Source organism: Arsenophonus nasoniae (assembly GCF_004768525.1).
GTDB lineage: Bacteria > Pseudomonadota > Gammaproteobacteria > Enterobacterales > Enterobacteriaceae > Arsenophonus > Arsenophonus nasoniae.
This window is the reverse complement of sequence record NZ_CP038613.1, coordinates 3,400,700-3,425,612: the sequence shown is the minus strand read 5'-3', so window position 1 is coordinate 3,425,612 and position 24,913 is coordinate 3,400,700. Positions and strand designations below refer to the sequence as shown.

20 protein-coding genes, 1 pseudogene, 1 CRISPR repeat array and 1 riboswitch are annotated in these 24,913 nt (G+C 37.5%); of the genes and pseudogenes, 6 read left to right on the top strand and 15 right to left on the bottom strand.

The genetic code is table 11. The features are described 5' to 3' along the window. Positions 1-381: 381 nt before the first annotated feature. Complete coding sequence (locus ArsFIN_RS17300) at positions 382-1,011, top strand: acyl-homoserine-lactone synthase (protein WP_026823279.1); 630 nt, start codon at positions 382-384, stop codon at positions 1,009-1,011. On the opposite strand, the gene ArsFIN_RS17295 is transcribed toward ArsFIN_RS17300, so the two are convergent. After that, complete coding sequence (locus ArsFIN_RS17295) at positions 1,000-1,719, bottom strand: helix-turn-helix transcriptional regulator (protein ID WP_026823280.1); 720 nt, start codon at positions 1,717-1,719, stop codon at positions 1,000-1,002. The two genes, ArsFIN_RS17300 and ArsFIN_RS17295, sit on opposite strands and share 12 nt — an antisense overlap. Before the next feature lie 1,103 nt (positions 1,720-2,822). On the opposite strand from ArsFIN_RS17295, the gene ArsFIN_RS17290 reads away from it, so the two are divergent. Further along, positions 2,823-3,530: a hypothetical protein gene (locus tag ArsFIN_RS17290; protein WP_026823281.1), complete on the top strand. Its 708-nt coding sequence runs from the start codon at positions 2,823-2,825 to the stop codon at positions 3,528-3,530. Here the strand turns inward: ArsFIN_RS17290 and ArsFIN_RS17285 are convergent. From ArsFIN_RS17285 to cas1f, 10 genes and pseudogenes are all read right to left on the bottom strand, one after another. Continuing rightward, positions 3,413-4,144 (bottom strand): helix-turn-helix transcriptional regulator, encoded by a 732-nt coding sequence (locus ArsFIN_RS17285; protein WP_026823282.1) that lies wholly within the window; start codon positions 4,142-4,144, stop codon positions 3,413-3,415. The genes ArsFIN_RS17290 and ArsFIN_RS17285 overlap by 118 nt on opposite strands. Before the next feature lie 298 nt (positions 4,145-4,442). Then, positions 4,443-5,071: a CRISPR direct-repeat array (repeat unit 28 nt; unit sequence TTTCTAAGCTGCCTATGTGGCAGTGAAC). A 131-nt stretch (positions 5,072-5,202) separates the two neighbouring features. Beyond that, complete coding sequence (gene cas6f / locus ArsFIN_RS17280) at positions 5,203-5,898, bottom strand: type I-F CRISPR-associated endoribonuclease Cas6/Csy4 (RefSeq protein WP_026823283.1); 696 nt, start codon at positions 5,896-5,898, stop codon at positions 5,203-5,205. 8 nt (positions 5,899-5,906) lie between these two features. Further along, positions 5,907-6,992: a type I-F CRISPR-associated protein Csy3 gene (gene csy3, locus ArsFIN_RS17275; RefSeq protein WP_026823284.1), complete on the bottom strand. Its 1,086-nt coding sequence runs from the start codon at positions 6,990-6,992 to the stop codon at positions 5,907-5,909. Between the two features lie 14 nt (positions 6,993-7,006). Next, entirely contained in the window at positions 7,007-7,921 is a 915-nt protein-coding gene (gene csy2 / locus ArsFIN_RS17270; protein WP_210409087.1) for a type I-F CRISPR-associated protein Csy2, read from the bottom strand. Further along, complete coding sequence (locus tag ArsFIN_RS17265) at positions 7,918-9,036, bottom strand: type I-F CRISPR-associated protein Csy1 (RefSeq protein ID WP_246067451.1); 1,119 nt, start codon at positions 9,034-9,036, stop codon at positions 7,918-7,920. The genes csy2 and ArsFIN_RS17265 overlap by 4 nt, the downstream gene beginning before the upstream one ends. Before the next feature lie 234 nt (positions 9,037-9,270). Then, the gene (locus ArsFIN_RS17260) at positions 9,271-10,338 is read right to left on the bottom strand and encodes a P-loop NTPase family protein (RefSeq protein WP_026823287.1); all 1,068 of its coding nucleotides are present in this window, start codon (positions 10,336-10,338) and stop codon (positions 9,271-9,273) included. A 124-nt stretch (positions 10,339-10,462) separates the two neighbouring features. Then, positions 10,463-11,667: pseudogene (locus ArsFIN_RS28910) on the bottom strand (IS91 family transposase). Between the two features lie 211 nt (positions 11,668-11,878). Continuing rightward, positions 11,879-12,136 carry a hypothetical protein gene (locus ArsFIN_RS27030; protein WP_210409086.1) on the bottom strand — a complete coding sequence of 86 codons (258 nt, stop codon included), beginning with the start codon at positions 12,134-12,136 and terminating at the stop codon, positions 11,879-11,881. Between the two features lie 59 nt (positions 12,137-12,195). Further along, positions 12,196-14,664, bottom strand: coding sequence for a type I-F CRISPR-associated helicase Cas3f (gene cas3f, locus ArsFIN_RS17245; protein WP_051296986.1), 2,469 nt, complete (start codon positions 14,662-14,664; stop codon positions 12,196-12,198). Between the two features lie 20 nt (positions 14,665-14,684). Then, positions 14,685-15,638: a type I-F CRISPR-associated endonuclease Cas1f gene (gene cas1f / locus ArsFIN_RS17240; protein WP_026822504.1), complete on the bottom strand. Its 954-nt coding sequence runs from the start codon at positions 15,636-15,638 to the stop codon at positions 14,685-14,687. A gap of 663 nt (positions 15,639-16,301) precedes the next feature. Here cas1f and ArsFIN_RS17235 point away from each other — a divergent pair. The 3 genes from ArsFIN_RS17235 to ArsFIN_RS17230 all read left to right on the top strand — a co-directional run bounded on the left by ArsFIN_RS17235 (position 16,302) and on the right by ArsFIN_RS17230 (position 18,880). After that, positions 16,302-17,051 (top strand): LysR family transcriptional regulator, encoded by a 750-nt coding sequence (locus ArsFIN_RS17235; RefSeq protein WP_026822505.1) that lies wholly within the window; start codon positions 16,302-16,304, stop codon positions 17,049-17,051. A gap of 4 nt (positions 17,052-17,055) precedes the next feature. Next, the gene (locus tag ArsFIN_RS26530) at positions 17,056-17,223 is read left to right on the top strand and encodes a hypothetical protein (RefSeq protein WP_155846980.1); all 168 of its coding nucleotides are present in this window, start codon (positions 17,056-17,058) and stop codon (positions 17,221-17,223) included. A 154-nt stretch (positions 17,224-17,377) separates the two neighbouring features. Then, a riboswitch (M-box (ykoK) riboswitch) is annotated at positions 17,378-17,547 on the top strand. Between the two features lie 271 nt (positions 17,548-17,818). Continuing rightward, the gene (locus tag ArsFIN_RS17230; RefSeq protein WP_051296987.1) at positions 17,819-18,880 is read left to right on the top strand and encodes a porin; all 1,062 of its coding nucleotides are present in this window, start codon (positions 17,819-17,821) and stop codon (positions 18,878-18,880) included. A 118-nt stretch (positions 18,881-18,998) separates the two neighbouring features. Here the strand turns inward: ArsFIN_RS17230 and ArsFIN_RS17225 are convergent, their stop codons facing one another. From ArsFIN_RS17225 to speFL, 4 genes are all read right to left on the bottom strand, one after another. Further along, entirely contained in the window at positions 18,999-19,415 is a 417-nt protein-coding gene (locus ArsFIN_RS17225; RefSeq protein ID WP_026822507.1) for a lysozyme inhibitor LprI family protein, read from the bottom strand. A gap of 233 nt (positions 19,416-19,648) precedes the next feature. Continuing rightward, the gene (potE, locus tag ArsFIN_RS17220; RefSeq protein WP_026822508.1) at positions 19,649-20,980 is read right to left on the bottom strand and encodes a putrescine-ornithine antiporter; all 1,332 of its coding nucleotides are present in this window, start codon (positions 20,978-20,980) and stop codon (positions 19,649-19,651) included. Positions 20,981-21,056: 76 nt separating this feature from the next. Beyond that, entirely contained in the window at positions 21,057-23,216 is a 2,160-nt protein-coding gene (speF, locus tag ArsFIN_RS17215) for an ornithine decarboxylase SpeF (protein ID WP_026822509.1), read from the bottom strand. A 265-nt stretch (positions 23,217-23,481) separates the two neighbouring features. Then, positions 23,482-23,589: a leader peptide SpeFL gene (speFL, locus tag ArsFIN_RS17210; RefSeq protein ID WP_135678032.1), complete on the bottom strand. Its 108-nt coding sequence runs from the start codon at positions 23,587-23,589 to the stop codon at positions 23,482-23,484. A gap of 402 nt (positions 23,590-23,991) precedes the next feature. Here speFL and ArsFIN_RS27680 point away from each other — a divergent pair, with 402 nt between their 5' ends. After that, positions 23,992-24,726 (top strand): hypothetical protein, encoded by a 735-nt coding sequence (locus tag ArsFIN_RS27680; RefSeq protein ID WP_246067275.1) that lies wholly within the window; start codon positions 23,992-23,994, stop codon positions 24,724-24,726. The last annotated feature ends 187 nt before the right edge of the window (positions 24,727-24,913 follow it).

Genomic DNA, 24,913 nt, shown 5'->3' with positions numbered 1-24,913 from the left:
CTGTGCGCACTATGGCTATTATGATGCCGAATGGTTTGTCGAACTGTCAGTATACGTAATGTTAGTTACCTAGTTGTATGTAAAAATAAACCAGTAACTTATCACTTAGCAAAAGTCTTCTCCATGACCAGAGATGCTTACATCTGCAGAAGACTTTTACTTGATAATATGCGTTAAATTATCGATTATATATTTTCATTTTTTACTTATTAACTTAATTCTGACTGTTATCATTTTTGTATAAAAAATAGTTGAGTGATTATTAAATCACCGCATCAATATTTATGGATTCAGTCGATTTTTATTAATAGTTTTTATCATAAAATTAAGGGGTATGTTAATATAGTTTCTCATGAAATAATACCTCAAATGATGATTTGAATGTTAAACTTTTTTAATGCAAAATATATTCAGTTATCTGAAAAAAATAAAAATGATTTATTTTTTTTAAGAAAAAGATCATTTAAAGATAGACTTAACTGGTCAGTCATATGTAAAAATAACAAAGAATTTGATGAATATGACAATAAAAATGTTGATTATCTTTTAGGCTCATATCAAGACCGGATTGTATGTGGTGTAAGATTTATTGATATAAAAAATAATAATATGATTACCGGAACATTTTATAAATATTTTAAACAAATAAATTTACCGAAAGGGAATTATTTTGAGGCTAGTCGATTATTTGTAGATAAAGAAAGGATTGTAAAATTTGAGTTAAATAAATATTCTATCAGTTTAATGCTTTTTTTATCAATGATTTATTATGTCAGGAATCATAACTATGATGGCATATGTGCAATAATTAGTTATCAGATGCTGATTATTTTCAGACGTGCAGGGTGGAATGTTGATATTGTTAATAAAGGTATTTCCGAAAAAAATGAAGTTATCTATTTAATCACTATGCCTATAGATGGTAAAAATACTTATTTATTAGAGAAAAATGTTAAATCTAAATATAAAGTTAATGATCGCTGGCCTTTAAATTTTCTATCAAGATGGTAATTGGATCATTTTTAATTCAGTGGCTAATTTTATAGCATGCTTGGTGCTGGAAACCCCTAGTTTTTTGACTACATTGCCCATATGAAATTTTATGGTACCTTGTTTAATCCCCAGCATTTTTGCAATGTCTTGATACGTTCTGCCTATGCTGACCCAGTACAAAATTTCATTTTCTCTGGAAGAAAGCCCTGAAGGTTTGTACTGATTGCGGCCTTTTTCAATTTCATCATAAAGAGATAAAAGTTTCTGGTGTGTTTTGATCAATAATTGTTGAAATTTTTCTTTATTGCTATTAATAGTATATTTATTATTATCATCTGATCCTGTTTCAAAAATAGATAATACCGCCAGGTTAGTTAGATAATCATGAAGAACGAAAGTATGACCTTTATTTATATTATATTTTTTTGAGTGTTTGAATATTTTAGGTAGTTTCATCTCTGAATAAATCATTATTTTTTCATCCCAGTGAAAATCGTCTACTCTTTCCATGGCGTTTATAATTACAGGATCAATAAGTTGATAACTTCCTTTAATATATAGCTCAAACCATTCAGTATGGTTATTTATTATTATCACATCCATAGGATTAATTTTATTCATCACCAGGTAGGCATATTTTATATCACCATACTTTATGATTTGCTCATCTAAAAAGTTTTTTATCTTTTCGTTTATTAAACTATTTTTAAAGAAACCTTTAGTCATTTATTTCGCTCTAAAGTGAATTGTTATTAACCATATTTTATAATAACTCTAATATATTTTTAATCCCTTATACTCTTTTTCTTTCTTTTGACAACTCATGATGCAAATATTGACTTTACCATGGCCTAATTGTTTAGTCTCCTTATTAATATCGGTCTTATTCTTTGATAAATTATTTTATCTGAAAGGAATAATTCCTTACACTCTGCTTGCAGCAGCTCTAGGTTATTTTATTGAATATTTTTCCTGCATTGTTGTTATCTGAATTGCTATGAATTTCAATCACAGTAGTTTGCTCTGGCAATGCTTGTTGTAACAAACATTGCCGTTGGTCGGTTGGATAGATTTTTGGTTCGCGATTTACATCACCTTTCTACTGGATACTATATTTGCCCTGATTAACGGTATCAAGATTAAATTCTATTACTGACAGATAACATACCTGAAATTTAGGTGGTATTAGCGCAGTTTGCTAGCCAAAATTTTGTTATTTGCAGCTCGGCACTTAGATGGTCAATAATAGAATTGAATTTGGCAGTGAACTATTTCGGTCAGATTATGATACAGATTGATATCTTCTAAGCGACTTGTGAGGCAGTGAACGAGACAATAGAATTATCGGACTTTGCACACATTTTTTAAGCTGTCTATATGGCAGTGGAATAGCTATGCAATCTTTTACCCTTATTTAGCAGCGAAAGAAAAATTAGCATATAAAAAATGGTGAACGAAATAAGAGAAACAACAAAAGAATAAGTTAAAATATTTTTTTTAGATAATTAATGTTAATTATGTAAATTATACGCCGTCATTTTGACGATGTTTTAAATTATTTATAAAAAAAACTTATCCAATGATAATATAATCTGTGCCAAAAATAACTTAATGGAAAATGTTTTTTTGACATCTGAATAATTTATGTGGATATTTGATATTGGTTTAAGTTAAATATATTTAATTAAATTTTAATCTCTTAACAAATTAAGTTGCATGTTGATGCTTCTATTCCTTTAATATAATTTCTGCTTTTTTAATATTATTATTATTTAAATAATAATAAGCTAAAACTGCTTTTTTATTATATTTAATGATGAGGAACAACAATGAAATGTAGACTTGCAAAAAATACTGATTTGGAAAACGTTAGTGATATTCTGGCGACAGCATTTTCTGAAGAACCGGTACACAAGCTGATATTTCCAGGCCGTGACCGTGATAGTCTTATTGATGTATTACGGAATTTTTTCCGTATTTACGTCAATCTTGCAAGCAAATATGGCGGTATATTGCTTACAGAAAATGATGCTGGCGTTTTGGTCTATTTCCGCCCTGAATCGATGGCAATGCCCAAAGAAGAGCTGACTAAAATTGATAGTCAGCTACGCAAGGTATGTGGATCAGACTATGCAAAAGCCATCGCGTTTATAGATGGGCTTGAGCAACATCATCCACAAACCTTTCATCATTACTATATATCGCTTCTTGCAGTAAAACCTTCTTGCCGAGGTAGAGGCTTAGTTGATGATTTATTCAGCGAATTTAATACTATTCTTGATAAAGCCAACTTACCCTGCTACGCCGAATGCACAAGGTTTAGCACACGAACCCTAATTAGACGCTGGGGGTATACTGATGCTGGTTCCCCCATAAGTATCGATGGCTTCCCCAAACTATACCCGGTTGTGCGTTATCCTCAGGTCAAACCTGCTTTTTTACCCGCTGGGCGAGAAATAAGATTAAGTTTTACACTTAAGCTGATGGCATGTTTTGCGTTAATAACGCCAAGCTTTTTTACAACATTTCCAATGTGAAATTTGACAGTATAAGTACTTATATTAAGTATGGTGCCTATTTCTGAATAGGTTTTTCCAATACTGCACCAGTAAAGTACTTCTGATTCACGGGGTGAAAATATAATTTTTTCGGTTGTATTTTCATTCTGATAGAGTGAAAGTAACATTTCATGAGTATGAATTAACAGACCCTGAAGCTCACCTTTATTGCTTTTAATAAAAAATTCAATATCTTTTATTAAAAATTTATCCATGTATAGCGATAACAGGGCTAAGTTATTAAGGTGATCATGCAAAACAAAAGCATAACCGCTAATATTAAGCATTTTCATTGGTTCAAAGACTTTTTTAACTGGCCATATGGAGTTAATTTTAATATTTTCATCCCATGAAAAAGGAGCAAGCTGATTTAATGCCTTAATAATGACAGGATCAATATTTTGCGTTTTCTGGTTAAGGTAATTATTAACAAGCTCATCAGATAAATCACTAATAATTATCATGTCATCGGTGTTTTTTTTATTCATTACAGCGTAGACGTAGTTTACCTTGTCATATTTAGCTAATTGTTTATCCAGATGCTGCTTGATATAATTATTTTTTTCTGTATTTGAAAAAAAATTTTTAGGCATTAAATTTTTTCCTATTGCAAGTAATGGTAATATGTTTTTCCTAAAATTCCTTAAATGATTTGTGGTATCGCTGACTTCGTCTGACAGAGCATTTGATTGCTAATCACACAGGATTTTTCTGCAATAATGTCACCTAGTCTATTCCGTTCCATTTGTTGCCGTTGTCTGGTTAAGCGATTGTCATTGGCAACTTTTTGATTATGTCATCGATATTCTGTTTTTGTTAATAATCTTCCAACTTCTAAGCTGGCTATGGGGTAATAAGCCAATTAATTTATATCTTTATGTTATAACAAAACTTCTAAACTGCCTATGTGGCAGTGAACTCTTTTTGTGTTCCACACTCAAAGATGTTGATTTTCTAAGCTGCCTATGTGGCAGTGAACACTGCTTGAATACCGCATCGTGGGGCGTTGGGTTTCTAAGCTGCCTATGTGGCAGTGAACTTGGTGTAGATGTTATTCATGGTTTGTAATTCTTTCTAAGCTGCCTATGTGGCAGTGAACAGCCTGTCATTGGCGAATTCCACGTTTTTGGTTTTCTAAGCTGCCTATGTGGCAGTGAACTCATTTACCGTCACATTGGTACCGTTGCTTAATTTCTAAGCTGCCTATGTGGCAGTGAACTTTCGGGTGGGAGAGAGATCATAAAACGTTTCTTTCTAAGCTGCCTATGTGGCAGTGAACCAGAAATTGTCAGATTCGTCAGCCCAGTTATCTTTCTAAGCTGCCTATGTGGCAGTGAACCACAGTACTTAAATCATGAACACCCCCGAAGCATTTCTAAGCTGCCTATGTGGCAGTGAACGTCTGGCGCAGTGCGGTCATTCGACTCCTTAGTTTCTAAGCTGCCTATGTGGCAGTGAACACCTTTCGTATTACGCCAGAAATTGATGAACGTTTCTAAGCTGCCTATGTGGCAGTGAACCAATAGCATAAATCAAAATAAATAAGTTGCAACAAGTAGTTAGCTAAAAAATGGTATTTTACCCTTCTATTTTTACTACAATTGCAACTTATTGTTTTATAATTATATTTTTAAAGAGCGAAAATTAAAGGTCAAAAATGGGGTACGGTAGCAATTAATTCCTGGTTGGACATAGACTGGCTTAGTCCATAGCAGGTAAATGGGCCATTTTTCGCTTCTTTTTTTTCTGTCTGTTTAATAAATAAGGGAAATTTATTATGCTTTCCTATCTGTTGTTTAGTTTGCTGGCTCTCTAACCAAATAAAAGGTAAGTCACATTGCTTTTGTGGTCGGGTGTTCTCCAGTTGTTTTAAACACTCTATTAACGGTTTGCCGGTTTTAGCAGACCAGCGTTGTGCTTTACTGAGCATCGCCTGTCTAATGCGATTTTCACCTTTAATATGTTGACGGATATAGCTAACAGGTTTTACTCGCGATGGTACAGTTTTACCGTTTGAGAACTGCCATTGAATGTTGCTAACAGGTTTTACTCGCGATGGTACAGCTTGAATCGATTTAATATGAACATAGTCAGAAAATCGGGCTAACCATTGCTCAATATGCAACTGGCTTAGTTGCTCTCTTTCTACCGCCAATAAACGTAATTTTTTGCCTAAGTGGAAATTGGAACAAGCGTACTCAGGAAAGGCAACCGCGATTGCGCTTTGAGTCTGATTAACTTTATTATCCACTAATGCAATATGCAGTTGTTGATAGATTTTCTGCCATAAGAAACCAAGGGTAATATCCGGATCGGGCAATAAAGTGATTTCCTGATAGTAGTTCATAGCCCACCTTATTTTTCACTTTCACCAAAAACACCACCACGGATTAATACGGCCATGACATAATGCTCATCTTCAATATTGTCTAATTTGCTGCTGCGCGCCCATTTATCAAAATGGCTGTAAAAGTCCTGTTTCTCTTTTGGGGTTCTAAAAGCAATACCTAAATTGGTAACTGCACCATAGGGCTCGATAGTAATTGCGCCGGCGCTACGTTCAGGATCCTGGTAGGCGGGATACCAGGTGTCGATCGAGCGCAATGCGTTACCGATTTTTTGTGAGTGCATAGCCGCGTGCCTAATAACATTGGGTTCAACTTCCGAACTTGCGCTAAAGCCTTCGTGCCTAGCCGCAGGCCTATTGACATGATAAAGGATTTTACTTTTTTTACTTTTACCTTTGTCGAGTACCAGTTCTTCACTAGGATAAACTTCTTGTGCGTTGCCTAATAATGCATAAGTGGTGATATTTAATAGCAGGGCCCCATCTTTACTAGCCAGGGTAGCGGCAATTTTATTACCTAACTCATTGATGGCTGCATCTTGTTGATCAAAATCACGGATACTGTATTGAGTAGCATCAAATGTCCACTCTTGTTCCTGCCCTTGGTTTAATACGCTAACCTGGACTTCTATTTTTTCAGCGCCCACCCGATTGCGCCACAGAAAACGGGCATTGGCAATATTATGTGCATAACGGCGGCCAAGTTCTTGGCATCCTTCCCGCTCAATATAGTCGGTTGCCGCCTGTTCATAGCTTTGTTTAAAATTGGCATTATTGCAGGCTGAAGGATATTGTACGCCACCTAGTATCTTGAGGGTAAAGTGATGTTTTAAGGTGTCCTGCTCGGTGCCGAGTGCACAGGCATCTACAGTTTGTAAATTGGCCTTTTCAACCTCAGCATTAAGCTTCATCGGGTCATTTTGTACCGCATTTTTTAAACGATTTGAAATTGTGCCACGTACCGATTTTTCCTGTAATGCTAAAGGGAAAGCCTCTTTTTTATTGTTCCAGCAGGTGCCGTAGAAATAACCGTCAGAGGGGACTAATTTTTTTTCAAATGCTAATACGGAAGCCAAGTCATTAATTTTCGCCATTTTATGTTTCTCCATTAATTAAATTCGTTATGCTTGTTTTGCTGACATAAATAGAGGTTATTTTCTGCATCAGTGGCGTAATACCACAAGCTGTCAGCTAGCTGTTCCAAACGATGTACCATTTTGAATTCTCCCAATGTGACGATACTTTCAGCAAAACGATGGGGCGTATTAGGGTCACGTTGATTTAGTGCTTTGGCTAAGCTGGATATGCCGTGGAAACCGGTCGCAATCGGTACAATCCATCCTGTTGTTTTACGTTTACTGTGCCATTCAATTTGGCCATTTTGCTGTTTTTCACACTGGTGATCTACCGTCAAATAATCAAGTAGGGCATCAATAGCATCTTTCCCGGCCTCCATAGCTTCTTTCATCAATTCACGGCGTTCAATCAGGACGTAGCCGGGCATCAAACTACTTTTTAATTGACGTTTTTCTTTATCGTTATCGTCGTCGTCGTTAACAGCCCATATTTTCGGATTTGCAAAGGCTAAAATATCGCCACCGGCAATTTTCATGGTGAGCAGTAATTGGCTGATTTTATCTAGCTGTTGCTGGTTTAATGGCTGTTGTTCCCCTTGTTCCATATTTTCATATTCAATTAATAAAGAGACGTCCAGATGGCAGCGTGCTTCTTCAATAAATGAAGCGCGTGAGCCATCTTTTTGCAGCGGATTAGCAGTACCGATAATCGATTGAACGAAATCACCAGGGCCTTTATAGGTTTGCAGATCACATGCATGGCTAATAACCGCAGTTGACCAAAATTTCAGGGTTGGATAGCCATGCTGATTGAGTTTGCGTTGTAAAGCGTGACTGAAACCCAGCCAGGCGGTCATAGCCGGGAAACCGATAGTAAATGGGCTGGATAGCGCATTAGCATTATGGATCCGAATATGAGGTAGATGTGACAAGCTAATTGTACTCACCTTAGTGACTCCTTATTATTTTCAACGACCAATTGGATTATTTTCTTTAACTCGGCGTCACCTAATTGAATGTACTTTTTGCCGACTACTTTTTTGTAGCTAGCAATAAACTGACGAGCCAGCTTTTCAATCAGGTGAGTTAGCCAATCATTAGTTTGATCGCGTTCATCTTGCCGGTCAGGAAAAAGCCAGATTTTTTGGTAAGAGGGTAGGTTTTCCGGTAATTTGATATCATTTTCGCTAAATTTTTGACGAATATGATACATGATTAAAATAATATGCTCGATATACTCTTGTATATAACTATCTCGTTTGGTGCGTAAATTTATATTGTTTTTATCTATATGCAGAAAACAATGAAAAGCCTGAAAAGTTTCCTTTAAACTAAAAGGATTGAAGGTATCAGAAAAAAAATTGTGTTGTGGCATGCGCAGCGTGCGAGTTTGCAAGGTGGGTGGCAGGGATAACAGTAAGCGGGCTTTACCGCCGTTTTGGCTATTTAACCTTGAGGCATTTTGTGCATTTTTTCCACCAAAACTCATGGTAGTAATACCATAGATTTCCCTAAAGCCATGTTCACTGAATTCGTTTTTGCTTTTTAACAGTCGTGCTGCTTTATTTTGTTCTGTAAAGGGCAGTAATTTGCCAATACGTTGACGTAATTCAAATAAGTAACACGATGGTGTCAATAGTGATAATTGGTGATATCCATCAGCAATTGGAAAATAGACCTGTTTGATTTTGGAACTGGTTGCTGGCTCTTGTTGTTGAGCTTTGATGGCTAATAGGTCAGCTCTAAGGGTATTATAATCATGGCCATTGATTGATAACAGTGATTTAGCTAAATCCGTTTCATTTTCAATATGTTCAAGTAATGAAGCCCCATCAGCTAATTTAAGGTGAAGAAAGTTTTCATTACCCAGTTGTGCTGCATTACCGACCGAATCAATGATTTCACATATCACATTACCTGAGCGTAAAAAACCGTCATTCCGCCTGTCTCCCTGGTAGATAATTGGAGTGACAAAGGTTTGGCGTTTTTTATTTTCTTCAGCTATTCCAGTAGCTGTGTGAGTAAATGTACTGGGGTGAGTTGTTAAGGCCCGCTGATGTATTTGTGATGCAACATCTAGTAAGTGGTTTACTAAACTGTATTTTCTTTCACATTCTTGCCGTTTTTTATTGATTTGTTCTTCATTATCGGAGGATTTAAGTTCTTTTTTAAGCCATTTCTCCTTGCGTTTGACAAGGAAGTCTTCGATTGCCGGATCAAGCGTGTGATTATCCTTATTTTATTCGATAAATATTGATATGTTCTTATGGGGTTATTGCCACACAAAACCAGTCAGTCATCCATGCACTTTCTTTAATTTCTCCAATCCCAATTGATCGTTGTAATGATAAATACAGTCTTCATTATCCCAATGAGTAAAAGTAATTTCGCCAAAAATATATGAGTCATGAGACATCTGCTCGTTTTCCTGTTGTCGTTGATTGATTAATTCGACGTAATCTCGTACCAGCCATAATTTTTGCAAAAAATGTTCTGCCAAAGGTTGCGGTTTGATGCCAAATGATTGCTCAACTGTCACCCAACCACTCTGTTTGTCATACAGCTGAAACACCGGTCGTTGATTTTCTTTAATCTCTATTAGGTATAGTTGGGTTGAAGGCGCGCTACTACGAAATCGGTTCCAGTATTGTGGTAGTCCGGTCATCCACCAACAACCACTGGTGTAACCCCATAGCTGATCAGACGTTTTTCCTGTTGTTGGCTGATTTATTAATCTACCTCTGAGCATAACCGGTGCCACATTTTTTTTCGCTGGAAAGATATATTGGCAGCCAAGTGTTTGAGAAATAACATGGTGCTCCAAATCAGCCAGCCTATTTTTAGGCTGTAACTCGGTTGGCTTTTGGATGCGCAGTGTGGCATCGACTGTGGCGCGTAATTGGTTTTCGTCGACTAATTGCGTTAGATCATGAGTTGCTAAAGTATATTTTGCGGCGGTTTCATAACCCGGCTGCGAAAATACTTGCTGATTTTTACCCTGATAGCCTTTCCAGTTGTATTGTAGTAGGGTTATATTGGGTTGTTCAACCGCGGTTTCACGATGGCGGCGCACCCGTCCGGCTAATTGGATCAGCGAACGGTAGGAGGAAGGTTCAATCACTGCCCAATCAAAATCATGATCGCGGCCGACTTCTTCTACTGGTGTGGCGACTAGAATAAAGATCAACTGTTTTGCTTCGGTCTGATTAAGGTGGTTACGGATCACTGGGTCATTCAGTGCGGCGGGTGCTTCTCCCGGCTCTTCCTTGCGTTTAAGTACCGCATCAAGATGTTTTTCCTGTGCATGGCGCAATAACAGTACTTGATGGTTAGGAAATTGAATCGCTTTTAAAGTGAGTAGCAAAAGCCATCCCTTATTGCAAAAAGGAGATGGGGATCGATTTATTGTGTTTAGTGCCAGTTAACATTTCCTCAGAGAGTGTAATTTCTAACCTGATTTCCTTATTTTAGACACATTAATCCTGCGTTTAGCTGCGTAACCATCGCTTTTTCTCCAGGTTATGCAGTCTTTCTGACAACAATTCCGTTGCTTTTTTACCCATTTGCGCCCCGGTGAAAAGCAGCCTGTCGCCACACAGAATACATTTGTACGGATCGGTACGCAGAAATCCTTTCATCAGCACAGAAAAACCTGGGTTCTCCGGTTTTTTACGTGCCGTCATCTCAAGTGCCTTATACACTTTCGGCAATAGTTTTCCCCGTTTACGATTCGACAAAAAACCAGAGTAACGCACCATTTTAAAATGCCTGGCCGGAATATGGCTTATATAGCGTCTAATCATCTCTTCCTGCGGCAGAGTCTGCTGCCGATGCTGGCCAGTTCGGTGGTCATGGTAGTGATGAACAACGGCACCCCCTCGGTAATGCCGCAGTTTTGACGCAGATACCGGTGGGCGTTTAAGGTAGCGACCGAGGTACTTAACACTATGCCATGCCCCTTTCGTTTTTTTAGCAAAGTGCACTTTCCAATAACGTCCGTACTGCGCCCTCAAGTAACGCCGCCAATGTTTTTTTTGTCACGGATATGGCCAAGACCGGGAAGAAGGCCAGGGTTAATTAAATCATAACTGTGACGCAGTAGTCGGATAACAGCCCCTCGCCAGATTTCTTCGACATCCTTTTTTTTGAAAAACAGCTTTCGCCATACACTATGTTTACTATCCAAACCCCCTCGAGTGACGGAAACATGAACATGCGGATGTTGATTGAGTTGCCGGCCATAAGTATGCAAGGCACAGAAAATACCAATTTCGATACCCTGTTTGCGAGCCAACTGCAGCATAGCTCGAGTGGCTGCCCGAAACAGAGCATTAAGTAGCGGCCAGTTATTGTTAAAAAAAGGCCAAAGGAGATGTGGCATGGTGAAAGTAATGTGTTGCCAGTCGCAGTCGGGTAAAATATGAACCTGCTGTGCTAACCACTGCTCGGTGGCTTTAAAGCCACATGAACTGCAGGCTTTTGACTTACAGCTTTGGCAGAAAAAACGGCTGTGAGAACAATCAGACGAAGCGCAACAATAGCGCCGGACACCCATGGCACAAGTGCCGCAGGCAAGCATGCGCTCCACAGATAAACTCGTCCACGAACTAACGCTATCGCCGTATTTTTCGAGGAATTTATTCCAACCGTCATCAATGGTGAAAAGTAGTTTAGCAGGACGAGGGATATACATCTGACTCAATTACCTTATGGGCATCTTGCCAAAGAAACAGAAATTGTCAGATTCGTCAGCCCAGTTATCGGTGTGTTTATCCCAGGGTTCAAAGGAAACAGGGATTATTCCTAGCTCCGTATAGGTGATGAATTCATCGGCAGGCAGACTTTCAGTTATTCCCCCCTCAGTGTAGTCGTATCCAGCGTCATCAGCTTGGTCTTGGCGTTGTTCAAAACCCCCTGATAATCGTGACTAGCGGCGGGTAATACTGCGTGTCGAGAAAAAATTGGGGGCCGAGTCGGACGCAGTGGCGTATGGCTTCTTTTAGGGTGTCATAAAAAAATTCAGGCGGTCTGTCATCATCATTTTCGGGTGGGAGAGAGATCATAAAACGTTTCGGATAAACAGGCGCTGTGGCACGTGAAGTGACGGGCAGCCTGCCTGATTTAACCGGTTTACGCTTTCTGGGAGATTTATTGCGAGCCATCGAGATGAATCCCTGAAAAAAATTAACCTACTGCAGAGTATAAAACAGTACTCAACTCATTAACATCCCCGAAGCAGCACCGCTGCGCCGCTCACGCGTAGCGTGCTACGTTCTCGGCTGTGATAGGCCATGGCCCGAATATCGACCTCTTGCGGCCAAATGGCTTCCAATAAGAAACGGGTTAACTGAATACATGGCTGAATATTTGCCATCCGTACAACACCAAAAGAGACATTAATACCGGTGAGCTTGTCAGGGAAACTGTGCTGTTGGTGTTGAGCAATAATTGCTTGCTGAATAGCCTGAAAGTAGCTTTTTTGCTGATCAGTATCATTTTTATCACGTGGCAATGGCAAAATTGTTGCTTTGCGTCTTGCTGGTTTTTCCGCCAGCCGCTCAGTTCGTTTTTGGATAAATGTCTGATGTTCAGCTTGATAGTATTGCGCAGTTTGTTCACTGTTATTGAGGGTGGCAAGGTGGGCGGTAAATTCATCGACCCAGACGCAACCAACCTGATGATTAAGATGTCGGCTAGTGGCATGCAGATGCCAGCCTTGCTGGTAGGCATGGAAAAAACTTAATGCCAGATCCGGTGGTATAGTGGCTGATGAGATCATCACTTTGCGCCCCAACATACCGGCCAGATGAATTAATCGGCCAATGGCGACCAGATCCTCGCCCATAAAATCATCAACCTCATCGATCACTAAATCGGAGGACATTAACCTTAGACAAGGCAGGATATAGCGTCCACCCCGTGTGGTCTCGGTCGCAGCCATGATATGGTCGATGGTACAAGCTAATACGGGCGCATAGAGTAAAGCGCGATCTTTTGCGCGTTTTAACACAGTGATCAGCTCTTCTTCTGGCAGAATTCCTTGCCAAGCTTCATCTTGCCAGCGTAATTCGTCGTCACCATCAAACAAATTTTCCACAGATGCTGAGCCCGTTGCCTCATACTCCGTTTCTGGCTCTTCATTTTTCGGCGACAGTTCATCTTGATGCAATTGTTGGATCGCTTGCGAGCCGATTAAGACTGCTAATTGGCTATCATCGAGCCCGATCCGAGCACGGTATTCATCCCCAGTTTGCAATGTCAATGTACGCAATCCCAATGCGAGTATGTAACGGAGACTCTGTTTATCATCCGATAAGGCTTGCATAATTTTGGCGTTGGCCAGTGTTTTACCACAGCCGGTACTCGCCATATTGACGATAAAAAAACCGCTAATATTGTCGTTATTTTCATCACGGTAATGGCTAATCGCCGTTACTGCCTTGTCTTGCCATTGAAATCCTTGCTTGGGATTTTTCTGTGGTTTTAGCTTCTTGATATCACAGGCGACTGGCGGTTCACTCTCAAAAAAAGGCAAATATTCCACTACATTTCTCGCCGCTTCTGTAACATTGAGTAGATGTTCATCCAGTTTTTGCTTTAATTTTTTACCGCCGTTATTTGGTTCAAGTGCAGTGTTAGCATATAAATTAATATTGGTTTGCCAGTTAGGATCGTTATTTTGTGATGAGTAATGATGATCGCCCAACATTAGACATAAGCGAGCATGATGAGCAATTAGGCGCCAGCTGCCATTTTGCATTGCTTCCATAAATAGGGGTAACTGTTGTTTTAAATGGTTGGCCGCTGAACTTAGCGCTGTAAGCCAAACCAGCGATTGACTGAGTAATCCCTGGGGAAATTCGAAGCACTGACTCACTCGTTGTTGATATTCTTTTTCATCTTGCCGATTTTCGTATCCCCAGTTTTGTTTCAGCCGCTGCAATAATAGTGTTATTGTGTCACAGGTATGATCTTTTAAATTGTTAATTTCCTTATCAACCCGTAATGAAGGTAACCGGTGATGGGAAACAATTAACCAACTTAGTAGTGATGCAGCATCAGGTAGGTGGGTTAACGGTTTTATTTCCTGCTGATGACTTTGTTGTTCTGTTAGCCAATTTTGTAGCTTTGCTTCATCAATGCGCTGAGTAATTAAGGTGTCAAGCCAGCTTAGATCATGCTGAGGTTGGTCACTGGTTTTGACTAACGCACTAAATAGTAATACCGAGATCCATTCATGCCTAATTGGATCACCCTTAGCTGAAGTTTTACATTGTGGATCTAATTTTGTTTGAAATAAGCGAGAGGCTTTTCCCCAATCATGTAATAAGCCGGCTAGACGAGTGAAAGCATCAATTAACGGCAGGTACTTCCAGTTATTTTCATACTGGCTGCCAAGTAGTGATTTTTCCGTGCGGTTGACAGGAACATGGCCTTCGTTATTAAATTTATTTTTATTACCAACCACCCATAATAATTGAAAACGAGAACGAGATCGTATCCAGTGGCAACTGATGGCACTATTTCTGCTAGCACTTTGGCGTAACATTTTATGTACGGTTTTTAATCCATTTTCAGTGATCACCGTTTGCCAGGTGTTATCGCCGATCCGATTGGCAAAGGCATCTAATATTCGACGTGTTCTTTTCAAGGCATTTTTCTCACACTGAGAAACAAACGTTACCATCATAGATTTTGTTCCTTAATCTGTTATTCAGAATGGTTTTGTAATGCGATTGCTTTTACGGTATTAAACATAAAATCGAGTGCTTGATGCTCAACAAATTGTTGTAATACTTGTTGGCGAAACTCCTGTTCGCTGGCATTGTCCTTGGCGCAGATAAAGGCCCATGGCAGAACTATCGCATCTTTAATTAAGTCAGCTACATCAAATACCAGTGCGCCACGGCGGGTTTTGCCATGCATAACAGCAAAACTGTGGGGGATGCCTAATACCCATAGGCAACTGGCGGCTAAACCGTAAGCTAAGTAATTACCGTGATTAAGAAACTCATTAGTTTTATTGAGTGATTTATGTTGTCGGATAAAATTTTTCTGGTTGGTATTATTTGCAGCATATTTATATAAAGTTTTCGTCAATTGCGCTTCTGTTACTAAGAGTTCTATGGGATCCTTAGCCACTTTGGTGCGCGCATGAAATGTTTCCAGAGCCTTTTGAATTATTTTATTTTGGTAAACAAATTCTTCATTTTTCAATTCACGATCTTTTTCCCATACTTGTTGTAAATAGTTGATCCGCGCCTGCTGAAACTGCTTAGCGGCGGCTAAACGCTTATCTTGATCAAACCAGAACTGCATCCAGCCTTGTAAATATTCTGTTGGTCGATACTCATTTTGTGGTGTTAGCCACTCGATTTCGGCACCCATAAATAAAGGGGTACCGCCGCCGCCACAGAAACCTACCAGTACGCCGGCGGTGGCTAGCATTCGCATAGCAGCTTGAGTGATAGAGGTTCCTGTGCCTAATAGAATTACGGTCGTATTTGCAATGGGAATATTGTAATAGCAGTTTTCATTCTTGGCTTCCGTTAGATATAAAACTCGGCCATCTTTTTGCATAACGCGACAATGTTCTAGATAGTAGAGGTTAGCTCTTTTGGAATGTAATATTGTTTTTAGGTCTGAAGGCGGCAATTGTTCCATTTTTATTTTAAAACTCCATTTTAATGATTTTTTGACGCTAAATGGCGCTAGCGAATTAATTGATTGCTAAGTGGCATTTGGGGTTGTTATTTAGTGTTCTATATTAATGAAAATTTATTTTATATTTCATGATATAGCACATAAAAATCAGATAAATTTAGGTTAAGTGAAACATTGTTCTATGGTATGGCTTATTGGGCTTAATTTTAATTTCCCCTAATTAGGCGTAAAATTTTATTGCTTAGTTGCTAGCAACTTTTTTATTAACTAATAATTTATGTAAATATAGTTAATATAAGTTATAGAAATATTTTATTAATTTAAAGAACTATATATTAATTAAATGCTGCTAATCTTTTATTATTTTCATTTATTATAAAATTAAAAATTTCTAGTGATTATTGAAGAGTTAAATAAATAGAGTTTAAACAGAAATAAATTGAATTTGATTTTGCATTGCTATTTAGTTGAAATACTAAGGTATTGCTATCAGCGATACCTAACGTTTTACAAAAATGAAATTTATATATATTAAATATACTATTAAAAATTTAGTTGCAGAAAAATATTTGTTAATGTCTGATTATCATAATATTTTATTATAAATTGTTAGAAATTGATTTCAGGTAATATATATTCAATAAAACAGACAGCGGAGCAGTAATGAAAAAATTTTTACCTCAATTAGAAAATAAAATGCTGATGGCGTTTGTCGCTGCTGCTGAGTCAGGTAATTTTTTACAGGCAGGGATATTATTAAATAAGTCTAAAACGACAATTAGTCGTTGGATAAATGAACTTGAGATTATATTAGGCTATACGTTATTTGATAAACGCGCGAATGGCTCTGTTTTGGATATAAATAGTAATGGTAAACTTTTATTGCCAAAGGTGAAAATGTTTTTGTTATCTTTACAAAAATTAGAAAAATTTTCTTTCGCGTTAAATAACAATAAAGAGCCTGCGGCCATTAGATTAGCATTTAATCAACTGATTCCTGAAGAGGCGATTGCTGATGTAGTATTAAAATTAAAGAAAGAATTTCCCGCTGTTGAAATACATATTGTTCATGCGGATTTATTTGATGTTGAATTTACCCTTAATAGTAATAAAGCGGATTTTGTTTTAGGTTTGCAATGTGTTGAGATATATAACAATATTAATGCGCAAGTTGTTGGTGATATTCAAATGATGTTAGTGGCAGATCCAGCCCACCCTTTGGCGAAAGAACAACAGGTCAATAGTTTGTCTTTATCTTCTGAAACAGTCATTTATCCTTCATTGCAAGGTAAAGTCGATGATGAGCGATATCATTTCCTGCCTTATTCAGAAATGATGTTAACCACTGATTATTATTCGTGTGTGAAATTGGCAGAAAAAGGATTAGGTATTACTTATTACTTATATTCCTGACCATATGGCTATTAATTCTATTTTGACAAAAAAATTAAAAGAGGTAAAAGTTGATAAAAATGAAGTCAATAATATCCATTCATTAATGCTATATTACCGTGCAGATTATCGTTATTTTGCCATATCTGCCATTTTAAGTTCAGGATTAAAAGAGTGGTTTGGTTATCATTAAGTGATGAGCACCGTTTGGTATTCAATTGATCTAACGACTCGTTGCTGGGTTTTATCGTAAAGTGGCTAACATAATTAAATAAAACATAAACAAACTAGCAATGGGATATTTTTTCCCCATTCTTTACGCATATAATACGCGCTCATTCGAAAGTGTTATATCTCGTTAGGCGAGGCTCCTATACAAACACAAGTTGCTGATCTCACGACGTCGAGAGACGCCCAAGGTTAGGACAAGGCAGATCGGATTAAGGTTTGCCTCAAAGTAACTTCCTATCATAGGATACGTTGTATAGTGCTAAAACTAAGACGATTGGGATAGTGTTCTATGCTCTTTCATCTGGTTGCCCCTATATATGAGATTTATTATAGGGTATCTATATGTTGCTATTTTTGACATTCAGCGAGCAAAGTATTTTCTTAGCTAGATTTAGCTATATCTCTCTTCTTTCTCCCATACCGATAAATTAATTGTTTATTTTATTGGGTTAAAACAGCATTAAGTGATTATCTAACATCACTAATCAGCTGTGTATATTTAAAATATTTTTATGATGACCAGTTCATCAATTTTACTATGTCTTGAGATAAGTATTATGTTTTCTTTTATTAAAAATAAATCGACCAGTTTAATTTTTTTCTGTTTTTATATTCCCGGGGCTATGGCAGCAGACGTTTATGATAAGCAAGGTAATCGAATAGCGGTTAATGGTGAGATTGAATCTAAACTAATGAATTCAAAAGATAAGGATCAAGATGGTAATGAAATAAAGGTAAAACTGGGTTTAGAGTTAGATAGTCAGTTTACCAATTCTGCTAGTGGTTTTGCCAAATTTGAACATGAGATAGAACTGCATGGCGCAGAAGGGGACAAAAGTAATGAATCAAAGAATAATTTAGCTTTTGCTGGCTTAAAATATGTTACTCACCATATCGATTATGGTCGTAATTATGGTGTTATTTATGATGTCGCTGCTTATACCGATGGATTATCGCTTTTTGACGGTGATTTCTTTTCTGATAGTGATATTTCAACCACCAAAGAGGCGAGTAATTTGCTGACTTATCGGCAAACTGATTTTTTTAATTTAGTAAAGGGACTCAATTTTGCTTTGCAGTATCAAGGCAAAAATAGTCATGATGAGGTTCAGCATCAAAATGGTGAGGGGTGGGGAGCCAGTGTTAGTTATCACTTTACGGATAATTTGCAAGCAACCCTGGCCTATTTTTATTCCAACCGAACCCAACAGCAACAGCAGATCCGGCCGGGTAAATCGGCGGAAATATGGGCGATGGGTTTCAATTATGACGCTGAACCGGTCAAATTTGCTGGTTTATATTCCGAAAGCCGCAATATTCATTTCCACGAAGTCGATGATAATGTGGTGATCTTTGGTAAAGTTAGTACCCTCGAGTTGCTTTCTTCCTATACTTTTGCATCTGGTTTAGAGCCGGGAGTGGCTTATTTTTATTCACGGGCTAATAAGCAAGTGGATGTGGTTAACTATTTTAATATTTTTACTAACTATAATTTTAACGATAATTTCAAAGCTTACGCTGCTTATAAGGTTAATTTATTGAGAAATAGCCAACGGGGTAACGAATTAGAGATAGCGCGCGATAATGTTATTGGGGTAGGGATGACTTATAGTTTCTAAACTTTATCACTATTGGGAGCGGATTTTCTATTATCTTGCATCTTAATTGTTAGTTATGTGTGTCGTTAGCTATTTAATGACACACATAACTAAATTTATTTTTATTAACCAATGGTTATTAATTACCGATTTCAGTGCTTGTTCTTAATTTGGTTAATTCCAACGCTTTATTTTTCGTTAACTCAATTTTGTTGGCCATCGCGGCGATCCCCCAATAGGTTCCTTGCTGAGTATCATAAAAGCGGTTAATCGCTTCTAAGTTAAGATCGCGATATTTTATCCATGCCAATTGTGATTTTTTCAATGCAGTTTTGAATCTTGAGCTCAACTTTTTATCGGCGATTAATAATTGATATTGCTTGTTCAATTCGTTATCCCATAACTTTAATGCATTTTGGTAACAATCAACGCTATCAAGCGTTGATACCGTTGTTGGTTTCGCTAAACATTGTTCCAACGTTTGATCGATATTAATGCTATCGGCTAGCACCAATTTACTGATAAATAACATGATAACTATGGTTAATTTTTTCATGGCATCAACTCAAATGGTTTATCGGCATTAATAATATATAAGTATATAGGACAAGGTTGCTGGTTGAGATATAAATGTCGGTCGATTATCAATATTACGATTTAGTCTGAATAAAAGAATAATTATTCTTCATTAGGTAAATTATTGTCCTCATGTTAGGTTGCTAATTTAGGCTGCCTCAACTAGCTCCTCATCGAGTGACGATGAGGAGAAAGCGAGTCAATAATATTGAGCTAGTATTTGCTACTTATGTTTTGATTATTTTCCATTTCGAAACGTGGTGAAACGAAGCCATAGAGTGTCCAGCCTAGGAATGTTGCTAGTGCGCCCCACATAACGGCATCTTCTCCAGAGGAGTACAAGGCATAGAAACTATAGGCGGCACCAATAAAAGCAATAATATTAGCCATTTTTGCTTTCTGTGGCTCAACATTAGCCACTTTTTGTAAGATGATCATGGTGGCCATAGAAAGAATATAAGGGATAATATTAGTGACAACCGCTAGGTTAACTAATACATTAAATTGTTTATTTAATGATGGACTAATGGTCATTAGTGCTAAACCAGATTGGATAATGACAATAGTCAGCATACCTTTAATCGGTGCTTCTGCTTTATTGACAGCGGAGAAAAGTTTTGGAAAGTAGCCAGCATCCGATGATGATTTAAATACTTGCGCAATCGTAAACTGCCAACCCAGTAGGGAGCCACAACATGACATGATCATTAGCGCCATGATGACTTTACCGATAGTGGGATTAAATATTTGTGCGAAGGCTAAACCAAAAGGGGCTGTGGAGTTAGCTAAGTCTATATTTGGCACAATACCGGCTATGACATTGGTGGAAACAATATAGATTACCGCTGCGCCTAGTGTGCCGCCTAATACGGCAATAGGAACATTTTTCTCTGGGTTATCAACGGCTTCACTATTTGCACAAGCCGATTCCATGCCGAGAAATGCCCATAGTGTCATAGCAATTGAGGAGCCAACGGCCTGAAAAAATGGAAAATTGTGTGGGTTCCAGGAGTGGATATATAGGTCGGCTTTGAACCAGTACCAGCCAATAATGGAGATGCCCATAACGGGAATAATAACCCCCCAAACGGTAATACTACTTATCTGACCCGAGATGTGTGCCCCACCAAAGTTAGCAATGGTACATATCCATAATACGGCGATGGTAGCGATACAGATAACCAATGGACTTAAGTTTACCCCAAATAATTCTGCTCCATACCCAACCGCAGAGATAGCAATTGCTACGTTAGCAATTAATAGTGAGATCCCATAGGTATAGTTAGCCATAAAGTTGCCGGATTTACCAAAGGTATATTCAGCGTAACCACCCATTCCGCCACTGCGGCGGCTGTACATGCCACACTTTGAGAAAGCGTAAGCCAGTGCCATCGAGCCGATGGCTGTAACGATCCATGAAAGAATCGATATGGTGCCAACTTCTGCTAACTTGGTCGGTAACATAATAATACCTGAGCCCATCATATTCACCGTAGTCAATATGGTTAGCTGTAGCACACTCATTTTATTTTTAGATACCTGCATTTTTTTCTCTCTTTACTTATGAGAAATTTAAGTTATTTAATCGGTAAAAATTTACTGATTGTAGAGTTGTGCATAACTATTTAATCGCATAGCCATAAGCACGTTTGCGGCCATCAGCATCGGTTTGCAGATATACGCCTTGTAGTTCAGGTGAAAAACCTGGGAACTGATTGATCCCTTCTTCTAACGCCAGAAAATAATTTTGCACCGCCCCGCCCCAGACTTCTCCTGGCACAACACACAGTACGCCTGGTGGGTAAGGTAGCGCGCCTTCGGCTGCAATTCGACCGGCGATGTTTTCAATCGCAATCAATTCGACCTGGCCGCGTACAAACTGGATATTGGCTGCTTGCGGTAACATGTTGACGGCTGGAAAATGCGCTTGACGAAACATCTCTTTTTGGAGCTGCTTTACGTTCAATTTGGCATATAAGTTATGCATCTCTTGGCATAGCTGACGCAGGGTATAGTGCTGATAGCGTTGTTGGTTGCTACGGTAGAGTGTCGGTAAAACGTCAGCTAATGGGGCGTCGATTTCTAGTAAATGTTCAAAACGGGCAATTTGAGCCACCAGATGTTGCATTTTTGCTATCGATTCTGCCGGTGTGAGCAAAAATAGAATTGAATTTAGATCGCATTTTTCCGGGATAATGCCCTGTTCACGTAGGTAATTTGCCAGAATGGTGGCTGGTACACCAAAGCTTTCATAATCGCCAGTTTGGCTATTAATGCCGGGTGTGGTTAACATCAATTTACACGGGTCAACGAAGTACTGATTTTCGGCGTAACCATCAAACGAGTGCCAACGTTCACCGGGGGTAAATTTAAAGAAGCGTAAGTCATTAGCGATTTCATCAGTGTCGTAGTCACTCCAGGGGCGATTATCGACCATTGCAGGAATAAATGGGCGGATGAGTTTACAGCAACTTAGTAATAATTTGCGCGTTTCGATACCGGTTTTTACGCAGTCTATCCATAGCCGTTTGCCACTTTCGCCGGCATGCATTTTGGCATTAACATCTAAAGCGGCAAATAGCGGGTAGAACGGGCTGGTGGAAGCGTGCATCATAAAGGCGTTATTCAAGCGTTTGTGATTGACATAACGTAGTTGCCCTTTGATATGACGGTCTTTTTTATGGATTTGGGAAGTCTGTGAGAAACCTGCTTGTTGTTTGTGAACCGATTGGGTGACCAAAATACCGGGATCATTTTCATTGAGTTCCAGCAGTAATGGTGAACAGTCCTTCATCATTGGAATGAATTGTTCGTAACCTACCCAGGCAGAATCAAATAAAATATAGTCACAAAGATGGCCGATTTTATCGACAATTTGGCGTGCATTGTAAATTGTTCCGTCATAGGTACCAAGTTGGATCACCGCTAGGCGGAAAGGTCGTTTTTGCTCTGCGTGCTCAGGGGAAGTTTTTTTGATCAGATCAAGCAGATAATCTTCATTAAAACAGTGAGCGTCGATGCCACCAATAAAGCCAAATGTATTGCGAGCTGTTTCTAAATAGATTGGTGTTGCACCTGCTTGGATCAGCGCACCATGATGATTGGATTTATGATTATTGCGATCAAATAACACTAAATCCCCGGGTGCCAGTAAGGCGTTTAATACCACTTTGTTGGCAGAAGAGGTACCGTTTAAAACAAAGTAGGTTTTATCGGCATTAAACACTTTTGCGGCGTATTGCTGTGCCGTACAAGGTACACCTTCATGGATCAAGAGATCGCCCATTGAAACGTCCGCATTACAGAGATCTGAACGGAATAGATTTTCACCAAAATAGTCGACGAATAAGTTACCTAGCGGATGACGCCGAAAGAATGCTCCCCCTTGATGACCCGGACAATCGAAAGCGCTATAGCCTTGTTCGACATATTTTTTCAATTGGCCAAAAAAAGGTGACAGTAAATTTTGCTCATATTTTTGTGCCGCTGTTTCTAATTGCTTGGCATATAACTGGCTATTATCTTTGTTGAGATCGATAACACCCGCCAGACAAGAAAGTGTGTCGGCCGGAATAACTTGATTGCGATGAATTAGCGCAAAGATCGGCTGACCAAAACTATGTTGTTTAATGGTGTCGAGCGCACCTTGTTGAATATCTTCCAGTGAGATAATAATCGCAGCTACATCAGTGAAGTCAGTAGCAAAGATATTAACCAAGTTACGCTGGCTATCAATATAGTCACTGATATCAAAACTGGTAGCGAGTTTATATTGTTGCATTTTATTTCCTGTGAATTAAGACAATAGAATTGCAGCCAAAATGGATAAGAAAATATTTTGGCGTATTGTTTATTGCAAATTTAATTAAGCTAAATTTAATTTGGCTTAAAGCAATAAATAATTTTGTTAGATTAATTAACCTAAATGCGCTAATTGACAAGTATGAATAGTTAATGCCATAGACATGATTTATTTAAATCAATAACATGGCTATTTGGGAATGACGATCCATACAGTAAAACAGCAGCATGGATGTCGAAAAGGATCACCTGTGGGGATAGAAACGTTCAAAACTGAAACATGAGCGATGGCAGAACATCATTAAATGGGTTGTTCGTCTTATATGTGGCCAAAGTCGGTTATTATTTTCCATTTTGCACTTCTAAAAAAGCAGTTTGTTATATAGCGTCTCTTTATCAATATAAATTAATAAAAGAATTAAATAATGATGTTAATCAAAATTAGTATAAGAAGTTTTTTTAATTATTATCAAATTAACAATAATGTTAGTAATAATGATGTTAATTATATTGTTTTTGTTAAATATAAATTTATTGTTGGTGTTTGTTTTATTACAGAATAATAATCTTATATTTTTGTTTTTAATTTATTAATTTATTAATTTATTAATTTATTAATTTATTAATTTATTAATTTATTAATTTTAATGTTTTTTATTATGATAAATTATTCTTGATAATAGAATATGAAATTACAAGTTGTTATAATAATTATGAAATAAATATTATTTTTTATACTAATGTGAGATTAATAGATGCAAGCTTTAGAACGTAGGGTTATTTGCACTTTAGAGAAAAAATATTCTTTCGAGAAAGAAGAAAAGATCGGAAGATTGAATGTTTTATTTGAAGTATTACCAGATGGTAATGTTAGTCCAGTGAATCAATTAGAAATTTTTTGTGAAACAGGACAGGTATTTGTTACATCAGGTTTTAATGAAATAAGAGAAAGATTTAACGATGCTATTTTTGAAACCAAATGTAAACCCACAAGTTTTGAGCATAGAGATGGTGAATGTCGATACGTTAGTAATTCAAGTTCATGTGAGGATATACGAGGGATAATGGTTGCACAATTATTTAAAATGCCTCTACCTAACATACTACATCCTGTAATAATTTTATCAGAGGCACCTCAAACAAAAATAATTTTTCTTGAAGATGATAAATTTATATATGGTCCATTTAGCTATGAATTAAATGATAAAAATATTGGTAAGCAACATATATTAACCCTGGCTAGTATAACTACTCCCATTAATAAAATTCCTCCATTTCATATTGCAAAAATAAACAAAGAAAAAGTAAATAATCACATTTCAGTAAATATAAGACAGGGAACATTTTTTTTGGGTAATGTTAAATATATTATAGAAAATAACGATGATATTATTGATTTTATTTCTAATGAGCAAATAATTTCAACTTATGGAAATAAAATAGCTCAAAATTCAAATATAAGAAATTTTAGTAAGGGAACAATTACTTAAATAAGAAAACATTATTCTTCTACTATAGAATATAAAACATTTCCGCAGAGATTTAAACGTTTATTTCAATGTTTAGAAGATGCTGAGACATGGGATAATAGTAGAAAAGAATTATTTGATAATTTTCTGTCGAGTGAAAAAGGTAAAAATATACTAAAAAAATATATTGAAGATAATAAAGAACATT

Coding starts and splice junctions, on each gene's coding strand:
- ArsFIN_RS17285 (WP_026823282.1), bottom strand. CDS start 4,144: ATGCCTAAAAATTTTTTTTCAAATACAGAAAAAAATAATTATATCAAG.
- ArsFIN_RS17300 (WP_026823279.1), top strand. CDS start 382: ATGTTAAACTTTTTTAATGCAAAATATATTCAGTTATCTGAAAAAAAT.
- ArsFIN_RS17290 (WP_026823281.1), top strand. CDS start 2,823: ATGAAATGTAGACTTGCAAAAAATACTGATTTGGAAAACGTTAGTGAT.
- speF (WP_026822509.1), bottom strand. CDS start 23,216: ATGCAACAATATAAACTCGCTACCAGTTTTGATATCAGTGACTATATT.
- ArsFIN_RS27030 (WP_210409086.1), bottom strand. CDS start 12,136: ATGGCTCGCAATAAATCTCCCAGAAAGCGTAAACCGGTTAAATCAGGC.
- ArsFIN_RS27680 (WP_246067275.1), top strand. CDS start 23,992: ATGCAAGCTTTAGAACGTAGGGTTATTTGCACTTTAGAGAAAAAATAT.
- speFL (WP_135678032.1), bottom strand. CDS start 23,589: ATGGAAAATAATAACCGACTTTGGCCACATATAAGACGAACAACCCAT.
- potE (WP_026822508.1), bottom strand. CDS start 20,980: ATGCAGGTATCTAAAAATAAAATGAGTGTGCTACAGCTAACCATATTG.
- ArsFIN_RS17230 (WP_051296987.1), top strand. CDS start 17,819: ATGTTTTCTTTTATTAAAAATAAATCGACCAGTTTAATTTTTTTCTGT.
- ArsFIN_RS17225 (WP_026822507.1), bottom strand. CDS start 19,415: ATGAAAAAATTAACCATAGTTATCATGTTATTTATCAGTAAATTGGTG.
- cas3f (WP_051296986.1), bottom strand. CDS start 14,664: ATGATGGTAACGTTTGTTTCTCAGTGTGAGAAAAATGCCTTGAAAAGA.
- cas1f (WP_026822504.1), bottom strand. CDS start 15,638: ATGGAACAATTGCCGCCTTCAGACCTAAAAACAATATTACATTCCAAA.
- cas6f (WP_026823283.1), bottom strand. CDS start 5,898: ATGAACTACTATCAGGAAATCACTTTATTGCCCGATCCGGATATTACC.
- ArsFIN_RS17295 (WP_026823280.1), bottom strand. CDS start 1,719: ATGACTAAAGGTTTCTTTAAAAATAGTTTAATAAACGAAAAGATAAAA.
- csy3 (WP_026823284.1), bottom strand. CDS start 6,992: ATGGCGAAAATTAATGACTTGGCTTCCGTATTAGCATTTGAAAAAAAA.
- ArsFIN_RS26530 (WP_155846980.1), top strand. CDS start 17,056: ATGGCTATTAATTCTATTTTGACAAAAAAATTAAAAGAGGTAAAAGTT.
- ArsFIN_RS17235 (WP_026822505.1), top strand. CDS start 16,302: ATGAAAAAATTTTTACCTCAATTAGAAAATAAAATGCTGATGGCGTTT.